Origin of the sequence: Amycolatopsis sp. NBC_01307, assembly GCF_035975215.1 — a bacterium.
Classification (GTDB): domain Bacteria; phylum Actinomycetota; class Actinomycetes; order Mycobacteriales; family Pseudonocardiaceae; genus Amycolatopsis.
On sequence record NZ_CP108403.1, the window covers coordinates 4,844,749 to 4,864,221 of the forward strand.

The 19,473-nt window shown below is 65.2% G+C and carries 16 protein-coding genes; 9 read left to right on the forward strand and 7 right to left on the reverse strand.

Annotated features, from left to right (window positions below; translation table 11 throughout):
* The first annotated feature begins 88 nt into the window (after positions 1-88).
* The 3 genes from OG439_RS20195 to OG439_RS20200 are packed head-to-tail and all read left to right on the forward strand — an operon-like array spanning position 89 to position 1,252.
* Complete coding sequence (locus tag OG439_RS20195) at positions 89-418, forward strand: hypothetical protein (RefSeq protein ID WP_326950916.1); 330 nt, start codon at positions 89-91, stop codon at positions 416-418.
* A gap of 33 nt (positions 419-451) precedes the next feature.
* Positions 452-691 carry a helix-turn-helix domain-containing protein gene (locus OG439_RS50405; RefSeq protein ID WP_442792314.1) on the forward strand — a complete coding sequence of 80 codons (240 nt, stop codon included), beginning with the start codon at positions 452-454 and terminating at the stop codon, positions 689-691.
* A 57-nt stretch (positions 692-748) separates the two neighbouring features.
* On the forward strand, positions 749-1,252 hold the full coding sequence (locus tag OG439_RS20200; RefSeq protein ID WP_326950917.1) for a Scr1 family TA system antitoxin-like transcriptional regulator: 504 nt from the start codon (positions 749-751) through the stop codon (positions 1,250-1,252).
* Between the two features lie 599 nt (positions 1,253-1,851).
* On the opposite strand, the gene OG439_RS20205 is transcribed toward OG439_RS20200, so the two are convergent.
* From OG439_RS20205 to OG439_RS20225, 5 genes are all read right to left on the reverse strand, one after another.
* Positions 1,852-2,313 (reverse strand): NUDIX hydrolase, encoded by a 462-nt coding sequence (locus OG439_RS20205; RefSeq protein ID WP_326950918.1) that lies wholly within the window; start codon positions 2,311-2,313, stop codon positions 1,852-1,854.
* A gap of 71 nt (positions 2,314-2,384) precedes the next feature.
* Positions 2,385-3,005 carry a dTMP kinase gene (gene tmk, locus OG439_RS20210; RefSeq protein WP_326950919.1) on the reverse strand — a complete coding sequence of 207 codons (621 nt, stop codon included), beginning with the start codon at positions 3,003-3,005 and terminating at the stop codon, positions 2,385-2,387.
* A gap of 11 nt (positions 3,006-3,016) precedes the next feature.
* Positions 3,017-4,480 carry a B12-binding domain-containing radical SAM protein gene (locus tag OG439_RS20215; RefSeq protein ID WP_326950920.1) on the reverse strand — a complete coding sequence of 488 codons (1,464 nt, stop codon included), beginning with the start codon at positions 4,478-4,480 and terminating at the stop codon, positions 3,017-3,019.
* A complete protein-coding gene (locus tag OG439_RS20220) occupies positions 4,458-5,276 on the reverse strand; it encodes a hypothetical protein (protein ID WP_326950921.1) in 819 nt (272 codons plus the stop codon). The genes OG439_RS20215 and OG439_RS20220 overlap by 23 nt, the downstream gene beginning before the upstream one ends.
* Positions 5,277-5,347: 71 nt before the next feature.
* On the reverse strand, positions 5,348-5,611 hold the full coding sequence (locus tag OG439_RS20225) for a hypothetical protein (protein WP_326950923.1): 264 nt from the start codon (positions 5,609-5,611) through the stop codon (positions 5,348-5,350).
* Between the two features lie 233 nt (positions 5,612-5,844).
* Between OG439_RS20225 and OG439_RS20230 the strand changes: the two genes are divergently transcribed.
* From OG439_RS20230 to OG439_RS20250, 5 genes are all read left to right on the forward strand, one after another.
* A complete protein-coding gene (locus OG439_RS20230) occupies positions 5,845-6,900 on the forward strand; it encodes a helix-turn-helix domain-containing protein (RefSeq protein ID WP_326950924.1) in 1,056 nt (351 codons plus the stop codon).
* A 13-nt stretch (positions 6,901-6,913) separates the two neighbouring features.
* Positions 6,914-7,474, forward strand: coding sequence for an HD domain-containing protein (locus tag OG439_RS20235; RefSeq protein ID WP_326950925.1), 561 nt, complete (start codon positions 6,914-6,916; stop codon positions 7,472-7,474).
* 458 nt (positions 7,475-7,932) lie between these two features.
* Positions 7,933-8,367, forward strand: a complete 435-nt coding sequence (locus tag OG439_RS20240) for an NUDIX hydrolase (RefSeq protein WP_326950926.1) — start codon at positions 7,933-7,935, stop codon at positions 8,365-8,367.
* 1,089 nt (positions 8,368-9,456) lie between these two features.
* Positions 9,457-10,068 carry an SLATT domain-containing protein gene (locus tag OG439_RS20245; protein WP_326950927.1) on the forward strand — a complete coding sequence of 204 codons (612 nt, stop codon included), beginning with the start codon at positions 9,457-9,459 and terminating at the stop codon, positions 10,066-10,068.
* Positions 10,046-11,341, forward strand: a complete 1,296-nt coding sequence (locus tag OG439_RS20250; RefSeq protein ID WP_326950928.1) for a nucleotide-binding domain-containing protein — start codon at positions 10,046-10,048, stop codon at positions 11,339-11,341. The genes OG439_RS20245 and OG439_RS20250 overlap by 23 nt, the downstream gene beginning before the upstream one ends.
* Positions 11,342-12,377: 1,036 nt before the next feature.
* Here the strand turns inward: OG439_RS20250 and OG439_RS20255 are convergent.
* A complete protein-coding gene (locus OG439_RS20255) occupies positions 12,378-13,157 on the reverse strand; it encodes a transposase family protein (RefSeq protein ID WP_326951577.1) in 780 nt (259 codons plus the stop codon).
* A gap of 1,199 nt (positions 13,158-14,356) precedes the next feature.
* Between OG439_RS20255 and OG439_RS20260 the strand changes: the two genes are divergently transcribed.
* The gene (locus tag OG439_RS20260; RefSeq protein ID WP_326950929.1) at positions 14,357-17,923 is read left to right on the forward strand and encodes a hypothetical protein; all 3,567 of its coding nucleotides are present in this window, start codon (positions 14,357-14,359) and stop codon (positions 17,921-17,923) included.
* Positions 17,924-17,968: 45 nt separating this feature from the next.
* Here OG439_RS20260 and OG439_RS20265 read toward each other — a convergent pair whose 3' ends face one another.
* Positions 17,969-19,462: a hypothetical protein gene (locus tag OG439_RS20265; protein ID WP_326950930.1), complete on the reverse strand. Its 1,494-nt coding sequence runs from the start codon at positions 19,460-19,462 to the stop codon at positions 17,969-17,971.
* Positions 19,463-19,473: the final 11 nt, after the last annotated feature.

The following is a 19,473-nucleotide window of genomic DNA, read 5'->3' on the forward strand; positions in this document are numbered from 1 at the left end:
GGCCCGGATTCCGGCCACCCGCTATCGGTCCCCCGAACTGAAGCGTGCGTAGAGCTAAATCCCATCTCTCGTCAGGAGGTGATTCAACTTGCTGCACAACGAAAGCCCGCAGTTGGACGAAGTTGACCCGTGGACCGTCGACGACCCTGAGTGCATCCTCCTCCGCCGCGTGCTCGCAGGGTTGCATCGAATGTCCACCTCCACCCGAGTGCCGGTCTCAGTGAACACACCCTTGCCCTGGGCAACGGCACAACTCGTCGAGGCGATCCAGACGACGCAGACGTGGATGGGGCTGCTCGCGGTCCGGCTTCAAGACGGCACGGCGTGCCCGGATGACCAGCACTGGACCGCCGAGAAGGTCGAGGAGTTGCTCGGCCTTCTCCAGTCCCCCGTTTCGGATGCCGCTGCGGGATTGTGACGGCGCCTTCCTTCTCCCAGACAGGCACACAGTATGACCAACGGACCTTCACATCGACCCGCTCTTCACGTGATCGGCCGAGAAGTGCGGGAGATCCGTACCGCTCAGGGGATCAGCCTTCGCGAACTGGCTCGTAAGCTGGGACTTTCGCCTGCCCTGCTTTCCGCTTGGGAAACCGGGGAGCGCAGGCCCGAGGATGCCACTCTTGCTCAGATCCTCGGATACCTACGCGTAGCACCACGTTCCTACACGTTCCTTATGCGGCTTCACTAACAGTCCGGATGCCGGACCTATGTGGAAGCCAACGAGCCTGGTACGCCAAGTCTTCAGATGGCGTACGAACGGCACGCGCTGCGTACCTTCGATTGGGCGCCGTGGGTCGTACCGGACTTGCTGCAGCCCTACGAGTACGCCCATGCGGTTCTGGCCCCATACGTTGATCGGCCGGACGTCATCGATGAGGAGATCCTGGCGCGGCAGGTCCGTCGAATCGACCGAGATCACCGGCACCGACACACGGTCCTCTTGGGCGAGGCAGCCGTCGCATCGAAGATCGCCTCGCCGGAGAACATGGGCGCGCAGCCACATCGGATAGTTGACGCGACCCAGCTTCACCGGGCCGATATTCGCGTTGTGCCGGAGGAAGCATGCCCGACAGGGACGATCGAACCCTTCATGATCCACGAGACCGCAGACGGCATCTTCGCCGTCATCATGCGGCATTACCACACGACCATCTATTCGTCTGACTCAGAGACTGTCGACCGGTATTGGTCGACATTTGAATCATTGCGACAAGCCGCTGTCGGCTATGCACTGGCCGGGTCACCATGACCACCACGGCCTGCCGAGGACGTCTCTTCGACGGCATTCCGGCGAGAGTTGAGCAGGTGCTCGGCAGCGTAGCGCTTCCGCTCACGGACGCAGACGAAGGTGCCGTGATGATCTCCAGGGTGGGCAATCCATGACGACAAAGGAACAGATCACTTCAGCTCACGAATGGGCATCGTGGTGACCGCCGCGATCTACCTCGACCCGCTGGTGTTTCGCCCGGTCGTCAACGGGACGTGGCATCGACCGCAGCACAGCGGTATTCCGCAGCCGGCGACACTATAACCATGCTCTGCGGGGCGTCCGGCGCAGCGGAGTACCGACCATCCGACGAGCGGCGACGCGGGGCGGTGCATCGGCAATGCGAGTCTTGCGACGAGATCTTCCGACAGAAACAGGGAATTCCCTCTTGGACGGATCGCGTCGGCCGGTGCGCCCGTCGCTAAGGCATCCACAGTAGAACGACGCAGCTAGGTCGCCGGTGCGAGTAGGCCCCGCAAACGACCAAGAGCCGCGCGGCCGTCGTCGCCGGCCTTGCTCGGGTCGCTGATCCCGGTCAGCAGTGAATGCGCGTGGCGAAACTTGCCGCCGTCGCTCGGGGCTCAGGCAATCGCGGCGCGGCGGTCGTCCACCCAGCCGAGCACCGCGAAAGTCTGTCCTGCCAGGTACCCCTGGATCCCCGCAAGCGGGTACGAGATCACCTCGTCGGGCAGGTTGTCGAGCGGGAACCAGTCGACGGCCGAGCACTTGTCGGGTTCGCAGTTGCGCGGCTCGCCAGACCAGCGACGAGCCTCAAAGAAAACACCGAGCCGCGGTACCGGACCGGATCCGGCGACGTGCAATGTGTGGACGTGCCGCAAGTCGGCCGGATCGATCAGCACACCGACCTCTTCGGCGGCCTCCCGAGCCGCACCCGCCGGCAGAGACTCGCCGGCATCGAGCTTGCCTGACGGCAGATGCCACAGTCCGCCGCCGTAGGTGCCGCGCCGCTGCGTGAGCAGCAGCTCGTCGCCACGAACGAGCAGAACGTGCACGTCGATGACAGTGTGCTGGCCGTCGGGCATCCGGCAAGGTCCTCACGGGTGGCGGTACTGATCCTGCGAACCCACGGACGTCCGCAGGTTCGCAGGGCAGGTTACGCCGAGGCCACTTCGCCGGTGGGATCCGCCACCAGCTCGGCGATTCGGTTCGTGAGGTAGGTCGCGACCTGCGCGGGCGACGCCCCGGCCGTGTCGACGGTGAGCATCGGATACCCCCGACGCGCGAGCTGTTCCGCCGCCTCCTCGTACAGTTCGCTTTCTCGGCGGCTGCTGTCCTCGCCGGTGTGGAACCGGTTGTGCGCTCTGCGGGCGGCGACCCGCGCCGAGGTCACCTCGGGTGGCGCTTGCAGGATGACCGCGAGGTCCGGTCGGTCGGCCGCCGAGTTGATCGCCTCGACGAAGGTCAGCGGCACGCCGTCCATGCGTTGCAGCACGTAGGACGAGGCGACGTACCGGTCGCAGATGACGATGAACCCGGCCTCGAGCTGCGGGCGCACTTCCCCCTCGAGGTGGTGGTACCGGTCGGCGGCGACGAGGCAGGCGAGGGTGTACCCGCGGTAGGTGTCCGTGCGGTGCCGAGCGGTCTCGCCGAGCACGCCGTGCGACGGCTGTGTCGTCGCGTGCACCGGGTGTCCGCGCCGGTCCAGGTACTCGCGCAGGATCCGGGTGGTCGTGGTCTTGCCGACGCCTGCTGGGCCGTCGAGAGTGATGAACATTCCGCGGTTGATCACGCGGCCGTCTTCCGGTCGAACTGCGTGCGCGAGACCGTGACCAGGTTGTGCCGGACGTAGTCGATCGGCGCGTCACTCAACTGGATGTTGACCGAGAAGTTGAACTCGTCGCGTTCGCGCATCGACTCGTCGATACCGTCCGAGGTGAGGTCCACGGCGGTGTAGTTGAGGAGTTGCCCGGCGGTGTACCGGCCGGTCTTCATCAGCTCAGCCCAGTCTGGCGTACCGGGATACGGGCGGTACTCGAACGCCGAGGCCCGGAACCGTCCCGGATACTTGTCGGTGATATTCCACAGGTCGTGAACGAGCCGCACGGTGTCGTCGATCTCGGCGCAGGTCTCGGTCGGGAACCCCAGGATGAAGTACCCCTTGACGTTGACGCCGCGCTCGACGAGCCGGCGCACCACCGTGCGCGCCATGTCCGGGGTGATGCGCTTGTCGATCCGCTCGAGCATCCGCGCGTTGCCGGACTCGACGCCGAGCGCGACCTCGCGCAGCCCGTTGACGGCGAGGGTGTCGAGCATGGCGTCGCTCGTGCGGTTCAGGACGTTGATCCGGCCGGTGGCGTCCCACCGCGCCCAGTCGCCGACGTGGTCCGCGGTGAACGCGGTCATCATCGTCTTGATGACGCGCGGGACGCCGAGGAACAGATCGTCGACGAACCGGAAGGCGTTCACGCCCGTGCCGCGGAGCTGGTCCATCTCGTTGAGGATGTTGTGCGGCTCCCGCGTGCGGATGGTGACGTCCGGGTTCGCCGAGACCGCGGCGCCGCAGAACGAACAGTCGTAGGGGCAGCCGCGGGCGCCGACCATGTTCGCCTCCAGCCGGCCGGCGTCAGGACGCGGATCCTGCACGAGGTAGCGGCGGTCGACGAACGGCAACCCGTTGATGTCCGGCGCGAGGTGGTGACCGTTCTTCAGGCCGATCCCGCCTGTGACCGGAGTGTGCAGGATCGGGTCGAGCCACATCACCCCGGGCAGCTCGGTTCGCCGCCGGTGGTCGTCGAGCAGGACGGCGACCTGGGTCTCGCCCTCCCCGATCACCAGGGCTTCGCATCGGCCCATCCGCCGGTCGAGCAGGATCTCGGCCGGCATGGCTTTGGCCTGGTGCCCGCCGAGCATGAGCATGATGTCGCGGTCGAGCCGCTCGGCGATCCGTGCGGTGATCTCGTAGGTCGGGGCCAGCAGGTTGAACCCGACCCATCGCGGCGCGGCCGCGTTGACCAGTCGGGCCGTGCGTTCGACGCCGAGGCCGTGCGCCTCGGCGTCGAGCACGCCGACGTTGAATCCCTGAGCGGCCGCGTAGGTGGCGATGTAGGCCATGCCGAGCACGGGCAGCGTGAAGTCGTTCACCCGCGGGCGTTCGTCGTAGTCGCGCAACGGCGCGTTGACGAACAGGGCGTCGATGTCGCGTGTCCGGTCGGCCCCGGCTATCAGCTCAGATCGCAACTCCGGTTGCATGTCGAACTCCCCAAGCGAGAGTGAGCAGCGTCCACTCGGACAGCTGCGCGCCGGCCATCGCCTGCCACAACCACCCGAAATCGGGTTCGGGTTTCGGCCAGTCGACCGACGGGGCGAGCTTGCCCGCCCAGGTGCGCACCGCGAGGTCGGCGAACGGATAGAGGCTGTAGTCGTTGGTGACGTCGGCGACCGTGGCGCCGGCCGTCCACGGGCCGATGCGACGCACGCCCTGCACCGCGGCGACGAGCTGCTCGCCCGTCATGCCGGCCCAGTCGTCGGACGCTTTGAGGCTCGCCTCGGCGGCGGAGCGCAGGCCATCACGGAAGAAGGTCATGCGCAGCGCTGCGAACTCGTCATCGGACAGGGCGAGAACCGTCTCGGGCGAGGGGAAAATCCACGCCGGGCCGGCCGCGGTGTCGTAGCGCTCGCCGTGGGTTTCGCAGAACCGGCGGTAGTTCTCGCGTGCGTTCGCGGCCTTAATGATCTGCCGAGTAACCGCCGTTCCGAGCGCCTCCCAGACGTCGCAGGTCCGTAGGCGCATGACCGGGCCACCGTCCCGCAGCGGGTCGCACACCGCCGCATCGCCGGCCAGGACCCCCGGATCGATCGTGTCCACGACCGGCGCGACGTGGGCGTCGCCGGCGAGCCGTGCGACCTCGACTAGGTGCCCGCCCTCGGGTGCGGGTGAGCAGACCACCGCCCAGACCGCACTGGCCGAGCGGAGGACACGCCGGGCGCGCCCGGTGTCGTCGCGCAGCCATCCGGGGTGGTCGAGCATCATGGTCGGGTGTGCCACGTTCGGCCCTTCTCGCGTTGGTTCCGGCATTCTCGCGGGCGGCGACCGCCCGTGTTCGCTGCAGGTCCCGATCACGCGATCAGCTCGCGAAGCCGGGAAGCACTCGCGACGTCCTCGCTGCCCAGGTGACTTGATCGTGCATTCCAGACACGGCGCGCCCCTGGCATCGGTAGCAGCTCCGCCTGGTCAGGCAGGAAATTCTGGCCGCACAGGGCGACCAGCTCGCCCATGTCTTGTGTCGCGAGACCGCCGTCCGGGGCTGGCACCAGATGCACCGACCTGCGCGTTTCACCGACGATGCCGCGGCGAAACCGGATGAACATCAACGGAGTCACAGACCGTCACCTCTCCCCTGTCGTAGCTGTCACCTGGGCGCACCGTTGTGGCGTTTTACCTGATCAGAGACTTCTGCGTCGCTGCGGGTTGTAACGCTACGATCAGCGGGGAGCACGAAGAACGGACCACGAGTACGGGTGTGGTCCGATCGGTTCGGCCAGACCGGGGAGCGTCCGTGGGCGGAGGATCGGCAACACTGACCGGGAGTCAGGGTTCCCGCTCGACTGGTGTCGTGTCCGGCTACGTCCTCAAGCTCGCCCGCCAGGCGGGCGGGCTGACGCAGGAGCGGTTCGCCGAACACCTCGCGGTGGACGTGAGCACGATTCAAGGCTGGGAATCGGGCCGGCGTCCGCTCGCCGCGATGAACGCGGGCGATTTCGTCCGCCTGTGCGCGCGAGTACGTCGGCTTGGCGCTCCCGCCTCCACCGGCCGGCATCTGCGGACAGCTGTCGAGGCCGATCTCGTCCTCTCCACCGGGATCACCGCCGGCGGCGGCTGGGTCGATCCCGACCTGCATCCGCTCGCCGCGAGCGTGCACCGCAAGACGTTGACCAACCTGATCACGTGGCCCTTCACCGGACATCTCCCGCCGGAACTGGGCGCCTTCACGTCAAAAGTGCCTCGCCGTGGTCCTGTCCCGCCCGGCCCCACGCTGGGCGCCGACGAACGAACCCGGTTCTTCGACCACCTGATGAACGTCGCCGAACGCGGCGTGCACCCGGGCGAGGCTCTGCTGCGCCGGCAAGCGGTCTACCTACTTGGCTTCGACCACCGCGACCAGGTCACTGCCTGGCTGCGCCAGGAATGGCAAAGCGCGGGGCGCCGCCCGGTCGCCGACGTGACCAGCCTGCTCGAAGCCCGCTCCGCCTCGGTCGCGCTGGCCTCCGCCGGCGATGCCTCCCATCTGCACGACTTCGTCGCGCGCACCACCGATTCCCGCGCCGAACTGGCGAACCTCAACTACTGGGCGCACTGGATCGGCGAACTCGGCGACGACCAGACCGACGACGCCTTTATGGCTGACGGCGACACGAAAGCCTGGTCCGGTGTCCGACTGTTCGAACACCTGGTGAACCGGCTCGCGCCGACCTCACCGCACTTGCCGCTGAACCTGCAGACCGTGCACACGCTCGTGGCCAGCCGCCCCGCCCTGCTGACCGGACAGTCTGCTGCTCGCAGCGCTCTAACCGAGGCAATGGACATCCTGACGTCCGGAGACACGCTGACCCGCGCTGGGCGCGATCAGGTTGCCGGTCTTCACTACGCTCTTCGTCTCGCCGACCGCTAGGGAGAACACTGTCATGCCAGACGAGCCCGCAGCCCTCGCCGCGTTCGGCTACGAACTCGGCTTGCTCAAACGCATCCGCCGCACCGGGTGGTGGCACGCCGGCGTCCGCGATCCCGAATCGGTCGCCGAACACAGCCTCCGAACCGCCCAGATCGCGGCGCTGCTCGCCGCGGAGGAAGGCGCCAACCCCGAACGCGCCGCGTTCCTCGCGCTCTGGCACGACACCCAGGAAACCCGCACCGGGGACATCCCGCACACCGCGACCAAGTACATGAGCAAACCCGAGCCACGCGACATCACCGCCGACCAGACCGCCGCCCTCCCGGATACCTCCCGCGACCTCGTCCGCGCGGCGGTCGACGAGTACGAGTCTCGGCAGACGCCGGAGGCGCGATGCGCCAAGGACGCCGACAAGCTCGAGATGCTGCTGCAGGCCGTCGAGTACCAGGACGTCGGAGTCCGCCGCGTCGCCGGGTGGATCGACTCCGCGCAGAAAGGCCTCACGACCGAGACGGCCAAGCGCGTCGCCGAGGTAGCCATCAGCCTTTCCCCGCTCGCTTGGCGCGATCGCTAGGCCACCGCCGTCGGAGCATGTCAGCACGCTTGAGCGCCAGCTCATCACCGGCGGGCCCGCCAGCTCCCTTGGCAAGGCCGTGGCCGTCTCCTGCATCCCCTCATACATGGCAGTTCGCGCCGTTCGAGAGCTCCCGCACAAACGCTGATGGAGCACCTGATGCGTTGCTCATCGGCCACAGCCAGTGCCCCGAGTCGCCGGCGCTACGGATCAACTCGGGCCTCGCCGTGCAGTTGACGCTGATAGCGTCTGACCCGGCCGCGGATCGCGAGGCAACACTCTTCTGAACCTGAGTGCTCGTGCCCGGCCGCCGCCGAGCTGCCGAGCACGAGGACCTACCGGATGACCGTCGCCAGCGAACCGGCCCCGCGGGTCGGTGCGCGCGTCCTGCTGCTCAACCGCGCCGACGAGGTCCTGCTCATCCACGCCCGCGACCCCGACGACTCGGGCCATCACTGGTGGGAGCCGCCCGGCGGCGGCCAGGACCCGGCGAGAAGCTCGAGGACACCGCCCGCCGCGAGATCGCCGAGGAGACCGGGCTCGTCCTGGACGAGATCGGCCGCAAGTTCTGGACTCGCAGGTCGCACTCCGGCACACCGCCAACGAGCGCGCCAGCCTCATCGAACGCCGCTGGTGGTCGGCTGCCGCCGTCTCAGAGTGCCACGACAAACTCCTGCCGACCGAGCTGCCGAACCTCCTGCAAGCCCTGCTCGACGGCCGCTTCCCGGCGACTCCGCTGGCCCTCACCGCCTGAGATCCGCGGCACCGGCGTCGATGCACGGCTCCGGTGCGGCGCATCGCGATGCGAGCACGGAACAACTGGGCCACCAGTCCGCCGAGCAGCGGCGCCGTCCACCTGTATATCGGGGTACGGGCAACCGCGGCCGCAATGAATGTGCGGTCGGCCAGTCGGGACACCACAGCACTAGCAGCCGCGGCGCGTCGTTCACCCGGCCAACTCGACCAAGAGCCGGCTGGGTGTGCGGCTCACCGGTGGCGGGCGCTCCCCCGGCGCCCGGCAGCTGCATAGGAATGGACTGCGGACGGGTGGCGGCACCGCGGCCGCAGCTGCCGGGCGACGACGTCGCACGCCTGGAGGTGACCGTGGCCGTCAGGGGTAGTGCCGCGCCCGGTGTGGCCAGACAGGCGCAGTTCGACATCGACACTGGACCAGAGCCCAGCTGTGAGCAGCACAGTGCCGCGAGTGCAGGCGTTTGGCCAGAAGTCGCGCCAGCTGCGGTGGCGCCCCGCGGCACACCGTCGGGCCCAGCACGACCAGGTCGAAGCCGTCGACCAGCGCCGAGCACCACTACCAGCTCCGTCCCCGGGGCGGGGACCACCGCGATTCGGTCCAGCTCGACGCCGAGCTCGGCGGATGCGGACAGCCCGAGGATCGGGCATGCTGGCGATCGCGGCCAGCGAACCCATCCTGCCAGACCGCATCGGCCTGATCTGCGCAGCAATCAAGCCTGCTGACGCAACAGCCCGAGCTTTCCGTCGAACAACTTGGCCGATCTCTGAGATCAGTCAGCTCTCGACCGAGGCCTTCGGAGTCGTTACACCTGCGCCCACCTCGGGCGGTCGCGCAGGCTGTGCGCGGCGATCTGGGGTAGGCGAAAGTCGCGATTGACAGGGCGGAAGTAGGCGGTGCCGTCGGCCGTGACGATCCACTGTCCACCGCCGAGCGAGGGCCGCTGGCCACCTCGTGGTACTTCGTGTCGAGCGACAACGATAGGTCAGCGGGCAGCGTCTGAGGATCCACGTTGTACGGGCGGCGACATACTTCCGCACACACGGCCGAATTGCGCCCGGGATGCGGCTGCGACCCGCCCCTTCGTCGCGACCGCGAGAACTCAGCTGGGGGCGCCCGTTCTCGACAGACCGCGACACGAAGGAAACGAGGAGCTGGCGCGACCCAATTCTGTCGGTGCCCCCGATATGATCAGGACTCAGCGGCCCGGATGGCAGGGAAAGGAAATCGGATGAGCGACGCCGAGCGACCTCCGGCGGACGGGCGGTCACTGCTGCTCGCGCAGGTTCGGGAGGCCTACGGTCGAGCCGCTTACACGCACAAAACGCACGAGAAGCAGGCAGACCTCAGTTCTCAGAACCACCGTTGGCAGCAGCGCATCCTTATCGCTCTCACCGTCGTCAGCTCCGGAACCTTCCTCGCATCACTGCTTGGACTGTTCGTCGACAAGTCGTGGGCTGGCCTTGGCACGTCGTTCATCGCACTGCTCGTATCGGCAATAAACATTGGCACGAAGACGTTCAAGTACGGCGAAGAGACACAACGGCACCGCGACGTCGCCTCGAAGATCTGGAACCTCCGCGAGTCCTACCAGTCGCTTATCGTCGACCTCCAGTCAGCAACGATCACGGTCGACGAGGCTCGGGCGCGCCGCGACAGACTTCAGCAAGAAGCCCTCGACATCTACGGTGACGCACCTAGAACGACTCCGAAGGCGTACGCGAAAGCCCAGTCGGCGTTGAAGGAGAACGAAGACTTGACGTTCTCCACACGCGAGGTCGATCTACTCCTTCCCATGGAGCTTCGCATCATGAAAGAGCATGGTCACGATGAAGGTCAGTGAGGTCTTCGACGGGATCCTGGAGAACCTTAAGGTTGACAATAAGACCGCGATCGCGGCACGACGCGATGAGATCGCAAAGTCACTGAACAAGGAGTTCCGCGCACTCGCCGGTTCGACAGACTACACACGCATGGCCGGGTCCTTCGGCCGAGGCACAGCCATCCGAGGAATCTCCGACCTCGATATGCTGTACATCCTGCCAGCCTCCATCAGGGACGACTACAAAAGCGAATCCGGCCCAGCACGCATCCTAGCCCGGATACGAAAAGCAGTACTCACCCGCTACTCCAGCACCGACATTAAGGTCGACAAGTGCGTGACGGTGGTGCAGTTCAAGAACTTCAAATTCGAGATCCAGCCCGTATTCGAGAACAACGACCAATCTTTCGACTACCCGGACACCTACGCCAAAAATTGGAAGACAACGAAGCCCCGCAGAGAAATCACCGCGATCCGCACCGCGGACGATCACACACGAGGAAACCTGCGAAACCTGTGCAAGATAGCCCGCGCATGGAAGAACGCTCATGGTGTCGCCATAGGCGGCCTGCTCATCGACACGCTCGCCTATAACTTCTTTAGGTCTACGGCCAACTATAACGCCGCTACAACCGAGAAATACGACCGCATGGTCCGCGACTTCTTCAAGTTCTTGTCCGAAGAGGAAGATCACGAACACTACGGGGCCTTAGGTAGCGGCCAGCGAGTCAAAGTCAAGAAGCGATTCCAGGGCAAAGCGAAGCGGGCATACGAACGGTGCCTTGACGCGATCGACACCGAGGGCAAGTCGACGATGGACAAGAATTGGAAGGCCATTTTCGGCAAGCCGGCACCCAGCTCGAAGACAGTGGAACACGCGAGAGAAGTCTACTCGTACGTCAACACTGAGGAGTTCATCGAGGATGCGTACCCCATCGACGTACGCTATGACCTCATCATCGACTGCCGAGTCACCCAGAACGGGTTCCGGCCGGCATCGCTGCGCACAATGCTTCGTGAGCAAAAGCCGCTACGTAGCCACAAGAGCCTCGACTTCTCGATCGAAACGTGCGACGCACCCGAGCCGTACTTCGTGAAATGGAAGGTACTGAATCGCGGCGCCGAAGCAGAACGTCGTGACGAAATTCGCGGGCAGATCATCGCACCGAACCGCAGACGGGGCCGCCACGAAGACACACAATTCCGAGGAAACCATTACGTTGAGTGCTACATCGTTAAAGACGGCGTAGTCGTCGCTCGCGATCGCATCGTCGTCCCAATCAAGCCCGAGTAATTCGCCAGCTTCCGGAGGCTATACCCACAGAGCGTCAGATCTCCTATCGCCACCGATCCAACGCTGGTCGGTTCACCGAAGCAAGCACCCAGCGCCGGAGCCAGGACTCAGGGACTCAGGGACTCAGGGACTCAGGGAGAGACATTGATCGATCAGATCTTGAGAGACCTCGGGACCTTATTAACCGAAGTCAAGGATCTACTCCACAGAATAGCCCCCGATGAATTCGATGCCTTGCCATTCTTGCTAAGCCTTGCATTGCATTGGGGTATTGCCAGAGTTACACTCGAAGCATTAGTCGATATTCTTCAAGGAACCGCCAGATCGATCCACGCCACAACCTGCGGAATACTAAACCTCTTGGCACCACAACTTCCTATCGATTTTACCGAACCCTTAGCCTTATTCCTAGTAAAGTTCGAGGCGACCATGCACAGAACCCGATTATTGAGATCAAGGAAAGCGCACATCCTGTCGTCACCTCGCCGACGAAACCTGACCATACGCCCAAACTTGTCGCCACAGCCGATCACCAGGCGATCCAACTTTCTGCGATTCGTCACTATGGCCCCCCTAGTGATTATAACAACCGCCTTGGTCGCAGTCGGCACAGTCGCTCGAAACCTAGTTAGACCGACGCCAAGTAATCTCATGTCTTGGCTCGCAACCTTTTGGTACCTAAATCTCCTCCATAACCCCTTTCAGTTAGCAAGCAGTATTCATCTGGGCGACATCCAACTTTCAGCCATACTGACAATAGGCGCGCTATTCGCCGTGATTTATTCGATCATAAACAGCGACGTCAGAGGACGAGCGGAGCTCAATAAGACGGCAAGCCTGGCCTGCCGAACCACCCTACACGGTTGCACTTACCCATTGCTTACGGTAGCCAGTGCCTTACATGAAATCCGCGGTCATTCCAGTCGAAGGCTGCAAAAATTCCCGAGGCGTCACGAAATAAAACGAATAGCCTATCGATCCGACCTAAGCGATGTCTCGTAACTGATCTTGTGTTTGGTGGTGCTGGTGTTGCGGATCAGTCCGTGAGGAGGATGTTGTGCAGGTGTGCGATTCCGGACACCGTGTCGTTCAGGGTGCGGGCGGCGCGGCGATAGTCGCGCAGGATCTTCCAGCACTTCATCCGAGCGAGCGCGTGTTCGACGCGGGCGCGGATCTTGCGGTGGCCGGCGTTGAGGTCTTCTTTCCAGTCCGGCAGATCGCTACCGTCACGAGGTTTGCGGTAGGGCATGATCACCTCGGGATTGCCTTGGTAGCCGCCATCAGCCATCACCGGGCGCCCTGCCAGTTCGCGTTCGATTCCGGAGTCGCGGTAGACGGTGCAGTCGTTGCGGTTGCCCGGGTGGGCGTCGCCGGTGGCGATCACCAGGCGGGTGTCGGCGTCGATCGCGACCTGCACGTTCGCCGAGTACCGGTAGTTCTTCGACGGTGCCGCCAACCGGTGGTCCCGTGTCGGCACCAAGGTGCCGTCGACGATCGCGATCGCGTCGATCCGGCGTTTGCGGACTGGTGCGAGCGCCAGCAGCGGTCCGATGGTGTCGATCACTCGATGCGCCGCGGAGTGCGACACTCCGAACAGCGGCCCGATCTGGCGCATTGTCAGGTTTGTCCGCCAGTACGTCGCGACCAGCAGCACACGATCGGCCAGGTCGAGGCGCCACTGGCGGCCAGGTCGGCCATCGGCGATCTCGTCTCCGCCACGTCTCGCCACGATCCGCACCAGCTTCCGGAACTGACCTGGTTCCAGCCCCGTGAACGGGGTAATCCACTCCGGTCGCGATGCCGAGATCACCTGCACCACACCATGATCGACTACATGCACGACCAGACCCACGCCGGGTTACGAGACATCCCTTAGAATGGCGCGGAAGAATTCTACTACCGCGCGGAGCCGTCCCCCTTTCGCATACCATAAGAGACAGCAAGATACTCCAACCTCGCCTCGCAAGAAGGTTTATTACCGAATGGATATACGCCCGACAGCCACTTCGTCAACCTGGCGATCGACTGACAACAGCATCAGACATCAAGGCACACTATTCCACCCTGGAAGGTGCCCGGAACACAATCTTAGATAAAATCTCCGATCTTCGAGAGTCCGGCATGCTCAGCAAGATAGACCGCGTACTAGACCCGTCCGGGATAGATATCATCGCATTTTCCCAAGATAATGACTTCGGGAAGATTGACACGGACACACTCCTGACAGCAGGCGAGTCGAGCTGGATCGATACAATCATGGGCAAAAAGGAAAAGGAGGACCTACTAGAATCATGGCGGGCCCTGAGGAGAGCAACTCCTGACGATCCGGCCCTTCGTCGGGCATGTGTCGATCTGACGCGCAACCTTCGACGATTCATCCGAGTTGAACACTGCAACCACTGGCGGGCAGCGGTGACCGAGCAACGTCTTGTTCACCTTGCAGAATCCATTGACCGGTCTCTCCGACCTCGACTCTTCGAGCGGATACGCCAGCATTTTGGAAAATAGTCTCACCCGACACCTTGAACCTGGCCGATTCGTGTGCGGCACCGTGGCTGCGGCGAGGGCGCGGGTCAGCTGAGCAGCGGGCATTGCGGGCCCGCCACTCGCCGGAGCGCCGACGAGGACATCGGACTGCCCTGGCGGTCAGCACGACAGCGGAGTCCGGCAGTGCTTCCGCCGAAGGCGCTTCGGCTTCGGCGCTCCCGCGACAGCGACGCCCCCAGTCACGCCACCTGCTTTCCGCTGCAGTGCGGCCAGCTCCAAGTATCGCAATGGTGTCGAACCGGCGACCGCCCGAACGTTGAGCGTCGCGTTGCTTGGTCAGCGCCGCGGCCTTCAGAGGTAGGGCGACACCGCAGCTGCTCACCACCGGCAACCCGATCACGAGCGCAGTAACGGCTCAGGTGTCGGATGCGACCATGGAGTGTCGTGAACGGCCGTCCTTCTCAAGCGAGCGGGGGCTACCAGGCACGACCGTCTTGTTCGCCGAAGTCGAGTTACTGGTGAGGTGTCGTGGGGCATGACGGCGAGGCCGTGCACCGGTCAGTTGTCGCGGTGGATGTCGAGGGGTTCGGTGCGCGCACCCGCACCGATGCTGATCGACTGAAACTGCGACAAGGGATGCACCGCTCCCTGCGGGAGGCATTCGGCACCGCAGGTGTGGACTTGTCGTCGTGCCACGTGGATGACAGCGGCGACGGCCTTCTGATACTCGTGCCGCCCGACGCGCCCAAGGTAACGCTGGTGGACCTCCTGCCGAGGGCATTGGCCGACGCACTTGCCCGGCACAACGAGGCCACCGAACCCGGCGCAGCCATGCGGATGCGGATGGCTGTGCACGCCGGCGAGGTCACTTTCGACGAAAGCGGCGTGACCGGTTCAGCCATCGTGCACGCATTCCGGATGCTGGATGCACCGCGAGTGAGAGCGGTGCTAGCGGAATCGGACGGGTCAGTAGTGCTGGTCGTTTCGGCGTGGATCCAGGACGAGGTGATTCGCCACCTCGAACCGCGCATCAGCGCCAGGTTCACAGCTAACGAGGCGACGCTGAAGGAGACGACAGCGCCAGTATGGGTGCGGCTGTTTCCTTCAGAAGCGTCTGACTCGGTGTACCGGCGAATGCCGCAGCGGCCTGCCGGGAGCTGGAGGCGCCACACCTACGTCAATCATGACAAGCTGTTCGGTGCACAGCACAACGTAGATGCGGTGGGTGCTGCAATCACGAACGAGCGCGGCGACGACGACGTGAGCGGTGTCGGCGACAGTAGCTTGGACGAGCTCCAGAGGTCGTTCGGGAACCACCTGACGGAGCTGTACCGTGCCTCGAAGATCACCTCCCACGGTGAACTTGCCACTCGGTCCGAGGTGCCGAAGACGACCGTGTCCGACTGGCTCGCCGGGCGGTTCGCCCACGCACCGGATTGGGACAAGCTCCAAGCGATTGTCAAGGCGTGCGTGGCCCACGCGCCGGACGACCCAGAGGTCCGCCGTCTGGGCGACCTCGACTGGTGGCGCCGCGACCACGACAGACTCGTCCACGACCTGCAACGCCTGCCGCCTAAGCCCCGTCGGGAGCGGGCCCGGCCGGAAGATCCGCGAGTCGGGCAGTGGTCAGCCGACGGGCTGGGGGTGCACCGTGCGGTCACGGTCGACGGGGACGGCACCGGGCGCGCGGAGTTGACCGGCTACCTGCCGCGGATGCACGACGACCGGTTGCGCCGCGCTCTGCGCGAAGGGGTCCGGATCGTCGTCCTAACCGGGTCCACGTGCACCGGTAAGACCCGCGCGGCGTACGAAGCCGTTCGGGCCGAGTTCGCGGCTCTGCCGCTCCTGCGCCCGTTCGGCCCGGACGAACTCCTGCGGCGAGCCGCGGCCGGGGACCTGCGGCGGCCCGGCGTGCTGTGGCTCAACGAGTTGCACACCTATCTCGACCACCCAGCCGGGCAGCAGGTCGTGGACGCGCTTGCGACGGCCGTCGGCCGACCTGGCGGTGTCGTGGTGGTGAGCACGACGCAAACAGCGATGTGGGACGCGCTGACCGACGAAGAAAGCCCGAGGGAAGCGGCCCGCGAATTCCTCGTCGGCGTCCAGCAGTTCGAAGTCCCGGAGTCCTTCGCCGACGACGAAGACACGCGCGCGCAACTGGCGGACGCGGGCGTACTGGATGCGCGGTTCGCCTACGCCGTGCAGGCAGCCCCGGACGGCCGGGTGATCCAGGCCCTGACGGGCGGGCCGGCATTGCTGGCGATGCTCGGGCAGCCGCGGCACGCGCTGGCCCGAGCCCTGGTCAAGGCGGCGATCGACTGGGCGCTCTTGAGCAGAGACCCGGCGGTGCCCACGGCGTTTCTGCAGGCCGCCGCGCCGGGGTACCTAACCGAGGCCGAACGGGTCGGGACCGGGACCTGGTTCGACGACGCGGTCGCAGCGGCCACGAAGCCGATCAGGGGCGTCAGCGCGTTGACGCCCCTGCGGCTGGCGCGCGAGCCGGGGATGCCGGACGCGTTCCGACCCCACGACTTCCTGGTCAACCATTGGACCGTGGCCCGCGAACCCGCCCCCGCCACGAGCTGGTCGGCGCTGGTGGAACACGTCGCGGACCTCGATGCCCGGCTCGCCCTGGCCGCGTCCGCGAAAGCGGCCTTCCTCCTCCGCATCGCAGCCCACGCCCTGCTGCCCGTAGTGCGCGAACCAGCCGCCGTGGAAGCGATGATCTGGCTACTGGACAACAAAGACGAGGAATGGTTGCGGTTCGCAGCGGAACAGGGCTCCGCGGACGGCATCTGGTACCTGGCGCTGGCCGCGACCGAACGCGGTGATCGCGCAGAGGCGGCCCACTGGTGGCGTCGCCACCTCGAACTGACCCACGGATTCGCGATGTCCGACCAGATCGGAGCGCTGGAAGAGGTCGGGCTGCTCGGCGAAGCGGTGGAATGGCTTCGCACGGCGGCCGACGCCGGCAAACGGAACGCGTTGTTCGCCACGTACGACCTGCTGTGTCGGGCGGACCGCCACGCCGAGGCCGTCGACCGGCTGACCGAATTGGCCGACGCTGGTGACCGGGACGCACAGGTGCGGGTGGCGTGGGCCTATGACGCCATGGGCAACCGGGACGAGGCCGTCCGCCGGATGACCGCCATTGCGGAAGCCGGTGACAGTTACGCAATGAGTTGGCTGGTCGACACTGGCGACAACGTGGAGTTCTGGACACGCCGCGCAGTCGAACAAGGCAGCAAGTGGGCCATCAAGCTGATGGATACCGGCGAGGATCCGCTCGTCTCGGCGGAACTCTGGCGGCACCGCAACTTACTTCGCGCGTCCGGGCTCTACGAGGCTGGTGGTGACCTCAGCAAGGCCATGGAGCTGTGGAGACCCGGCGTCGATGCCGGCGACGCCTTGTCCATGCGGATGTTCGGTGAGCTGCTCGCAAAATCCGGAGATCGTGCAGCCGCCGAAGCGTTGCTACGCAAGTCCGCCGAAGACGGCTTGGCGGTTCACCGGTACGCGCTGGTGGACTTCCTGATCGAAGGGGATCGGCATGCGGAGGCGGCGTATCTCGTGAAAGACGACGCGGAGCGCGGAGACATGCATGCCGTCGACAGTTACGTGAAGATCTTGACGGCTGCAAGCCAGCGTTCCGAGGCGATCACCTGGTTGGAAGGGCACGCGGAGAGGGGGTCCGTCCGGTGTATGCGGCTGCTCGGCAAACTGTTCGACTCCGCGGTCTGGCGGGAACGCGCGGCCCGCGCCGAGGGTGGCGGTGACCTCGCGCGAACCTTCGCCCGTGAACACTGGCAGGCCGGCCGGACGGCCGAAGCCGAGCGGATCCTGCGGCCGACGGCGAGTCACGACGGCCGGTCGGCACGGCTGCTGGTGGAGATTCTCGAAGAACGGGGGGAACTCGTCAAGGCCGAGGACCTTCTGCGCGGCGGCTTGGAACGCGGCACTGTTGGCATGCACGCGCTGTCGTGGTTCCTCGAGAAGCACGGCCGCGTGGCGGAAGCGGACCGGCTGAAACGCTACGGGATCGAACCCGGCGGCCGGACAGCGGAACCGTGGAGGTTGAGCCCGCCGCCGACCTGAGCAGTCTCAGGACCGCTTCGACGGCGGCCGGGGAACCTGAAGGCCTCACACCTCTCTCATGCGCGGCCTTCTGTCACGAAGCCGTGGAGGAAGAATCCGTTGCGGATCGAGCAAAATGTGCAACAGGTAGAGCATCGGGAGATCAGCGATCGCGTCCGCGAAGTGGCCCGTATGGGCAGTCAGCAGGGCATGATCGTCACTGCCCGGCTGAAGCAACTTCCTGAAGCTATGGTGCCCGTTTCGCATCGCCCGCAGCTGGTCCGCCACGAGCCTCGACATCTTCGCCGACTGATGGCCACCGGGCAAGGTGATGTCTTCCTGGCCTTGCCATGACGGAATGAAGAATCCGGTCCGGTGGTGCACCAGGTAGTTCACCGCTCGCCGCGGCACCGGCAGCAGAACCCTCGCCACCTCCTCCGGCAACGCCGACTCCACCTCCGCAAGAACCTTCCGCGCACGATCCGGATTGAGCAGAGCCGCAGCGGCGGTGTAGTTGAGCCCTTCCAAGGTGTCAAGAGCAGTGAAGCAGGTAAGACGTCGACCGAGCGCGTCCTGCCCGGCCCGCACACGCAGGTGGTTGACGTACTCGAAGGTATTGAAGACACCGACGACCGTAGCCAGGTGAACGCCCGGCACGTACTCGCCGTCGTCGGCGAACCGGGCGGGGTTCAGCACGATCTCGAACAGGTCATTCAACCGGCTGACCCACCAGCTGCGCGCGGCGATCCGGTCGGAGATCGAGGTCGCGGCGTTCTGCGGCGGTAGCGACGTCGCGTTCCGGTCGGAGAAGGTTGGGAGGGACTCGCCGAGCAGGCTGATCGACTCCGGCTTGTGACCGTCGATAGCCGTGCCGAGGTCGAGGATGAACGCGCAGTCGAGCCGCGAAGCCATGATGCTGTGCATGATCGGAGCAGTTGCCAGCAACAGCGGCTGCAGAACCGGCGCACCGCCGATCAACGCATCGCGGCTGACCAGCCCCTCGAGGGACTGAAAACGCGGCCCCTTGAGCTCTTCCGGGACCGCCAGCTCCGGGAAGGCCACCATACCGGTCGCCATTTGGGCCAGCCGAATCCGAAATCCCAGATGCCGGTCTAATTTAATCATGTACAGGGTGGCGTCCGGGAACTGCGCCGATGTCCACGCATGGAGGTTCTCACGCAGTCTGAGCGGAAGTTCTTGAGGCGTCAGGAGGCTCACCAGCAGTCGGAAAGTCCGCAGCAAGCCCAGTAGCGTGGGAGATTCCGCGTACTCGTGCAGCATCTGCGCAGCCTTGGCTCGCAGAGCCGGCAGTTTACTCCCCAGCAACGCGGAGTGATCCGGCAACTCCGCCAGCCGCGCCCAATCCTGATCAGACCCTTCGCCCACGACGAGTTGAACTGGGTGATCCAACGACCGTACCGCCTGCCCTTGGTAGATCTCGGTCAGCGCCATCCGTGCCGTGCCATCACGCCTGCTGACTTGTGCGTTTGCGCCGCTACCGATGTTCTCGGCAAGCGCGGCCAACGGTTGCGGCAGCTGAACCCACTTTGGCTGCACCACACCTCCACTTC

Bases quoted from the DNA above. Each gene is read 5' to 3' on its own strand.
- OG439_RS50405 (WP_442792314.1), top strand. From the start codon at position 452: ATGACCAACGGACCTTCACATCGACCCGCTCTTCACGTGATCGGCCGA.
- tmk (WP_326950919.1), bottom strand. From the start codon at position 3,005: ATGTTCATCACTCTCGACGGCCCAGCAGGCGTCGGCAAGACCACGACC.
- OG439_RS20250 (WP_326950928.1), top strand. From the start codon at position 10,046: ATGGTCACGATGAAGGTCAGTGAGGTCTTCGACGGGATCCTGGAGAAC.
- OG439_RS20205 (WP_326950918.1), bottom strand. From the start codon at position 2,313: ATGCCCGACGGCCAGCACACTGTCATCGACGTGCACGTTCTGCTCGTT.
- OG439_RS20200 (WP_326950917.1), top strand. From the start codon at position 749: ATGGCGTACGAACGGCACGCGCTGCGTACCTTCGATTGGGCGCCGTGG.
- OG439_RS20245 (WP_326950927.1), top strand. From the start codon at position 9,457: ATGAGCGACGCCGAGCGACCTCCGGCGGACGGGCGGTCACTGCTGCTC.
- OG439_RS20235 (WP_326950925.1), top strand. From the start codon at position 6,914: ATGCCAGACGAGCCCGCAGCCCTCGCCGCGTTCGGCTACGAACTCGGC.
- OG439_RS20215 (WP_326950920.1), bottom strand. From the start codon at position 4,480: ATGCAACCGGAGTTGCGATCTGAGCTGATAGCCGGGGCCGACCGGACA.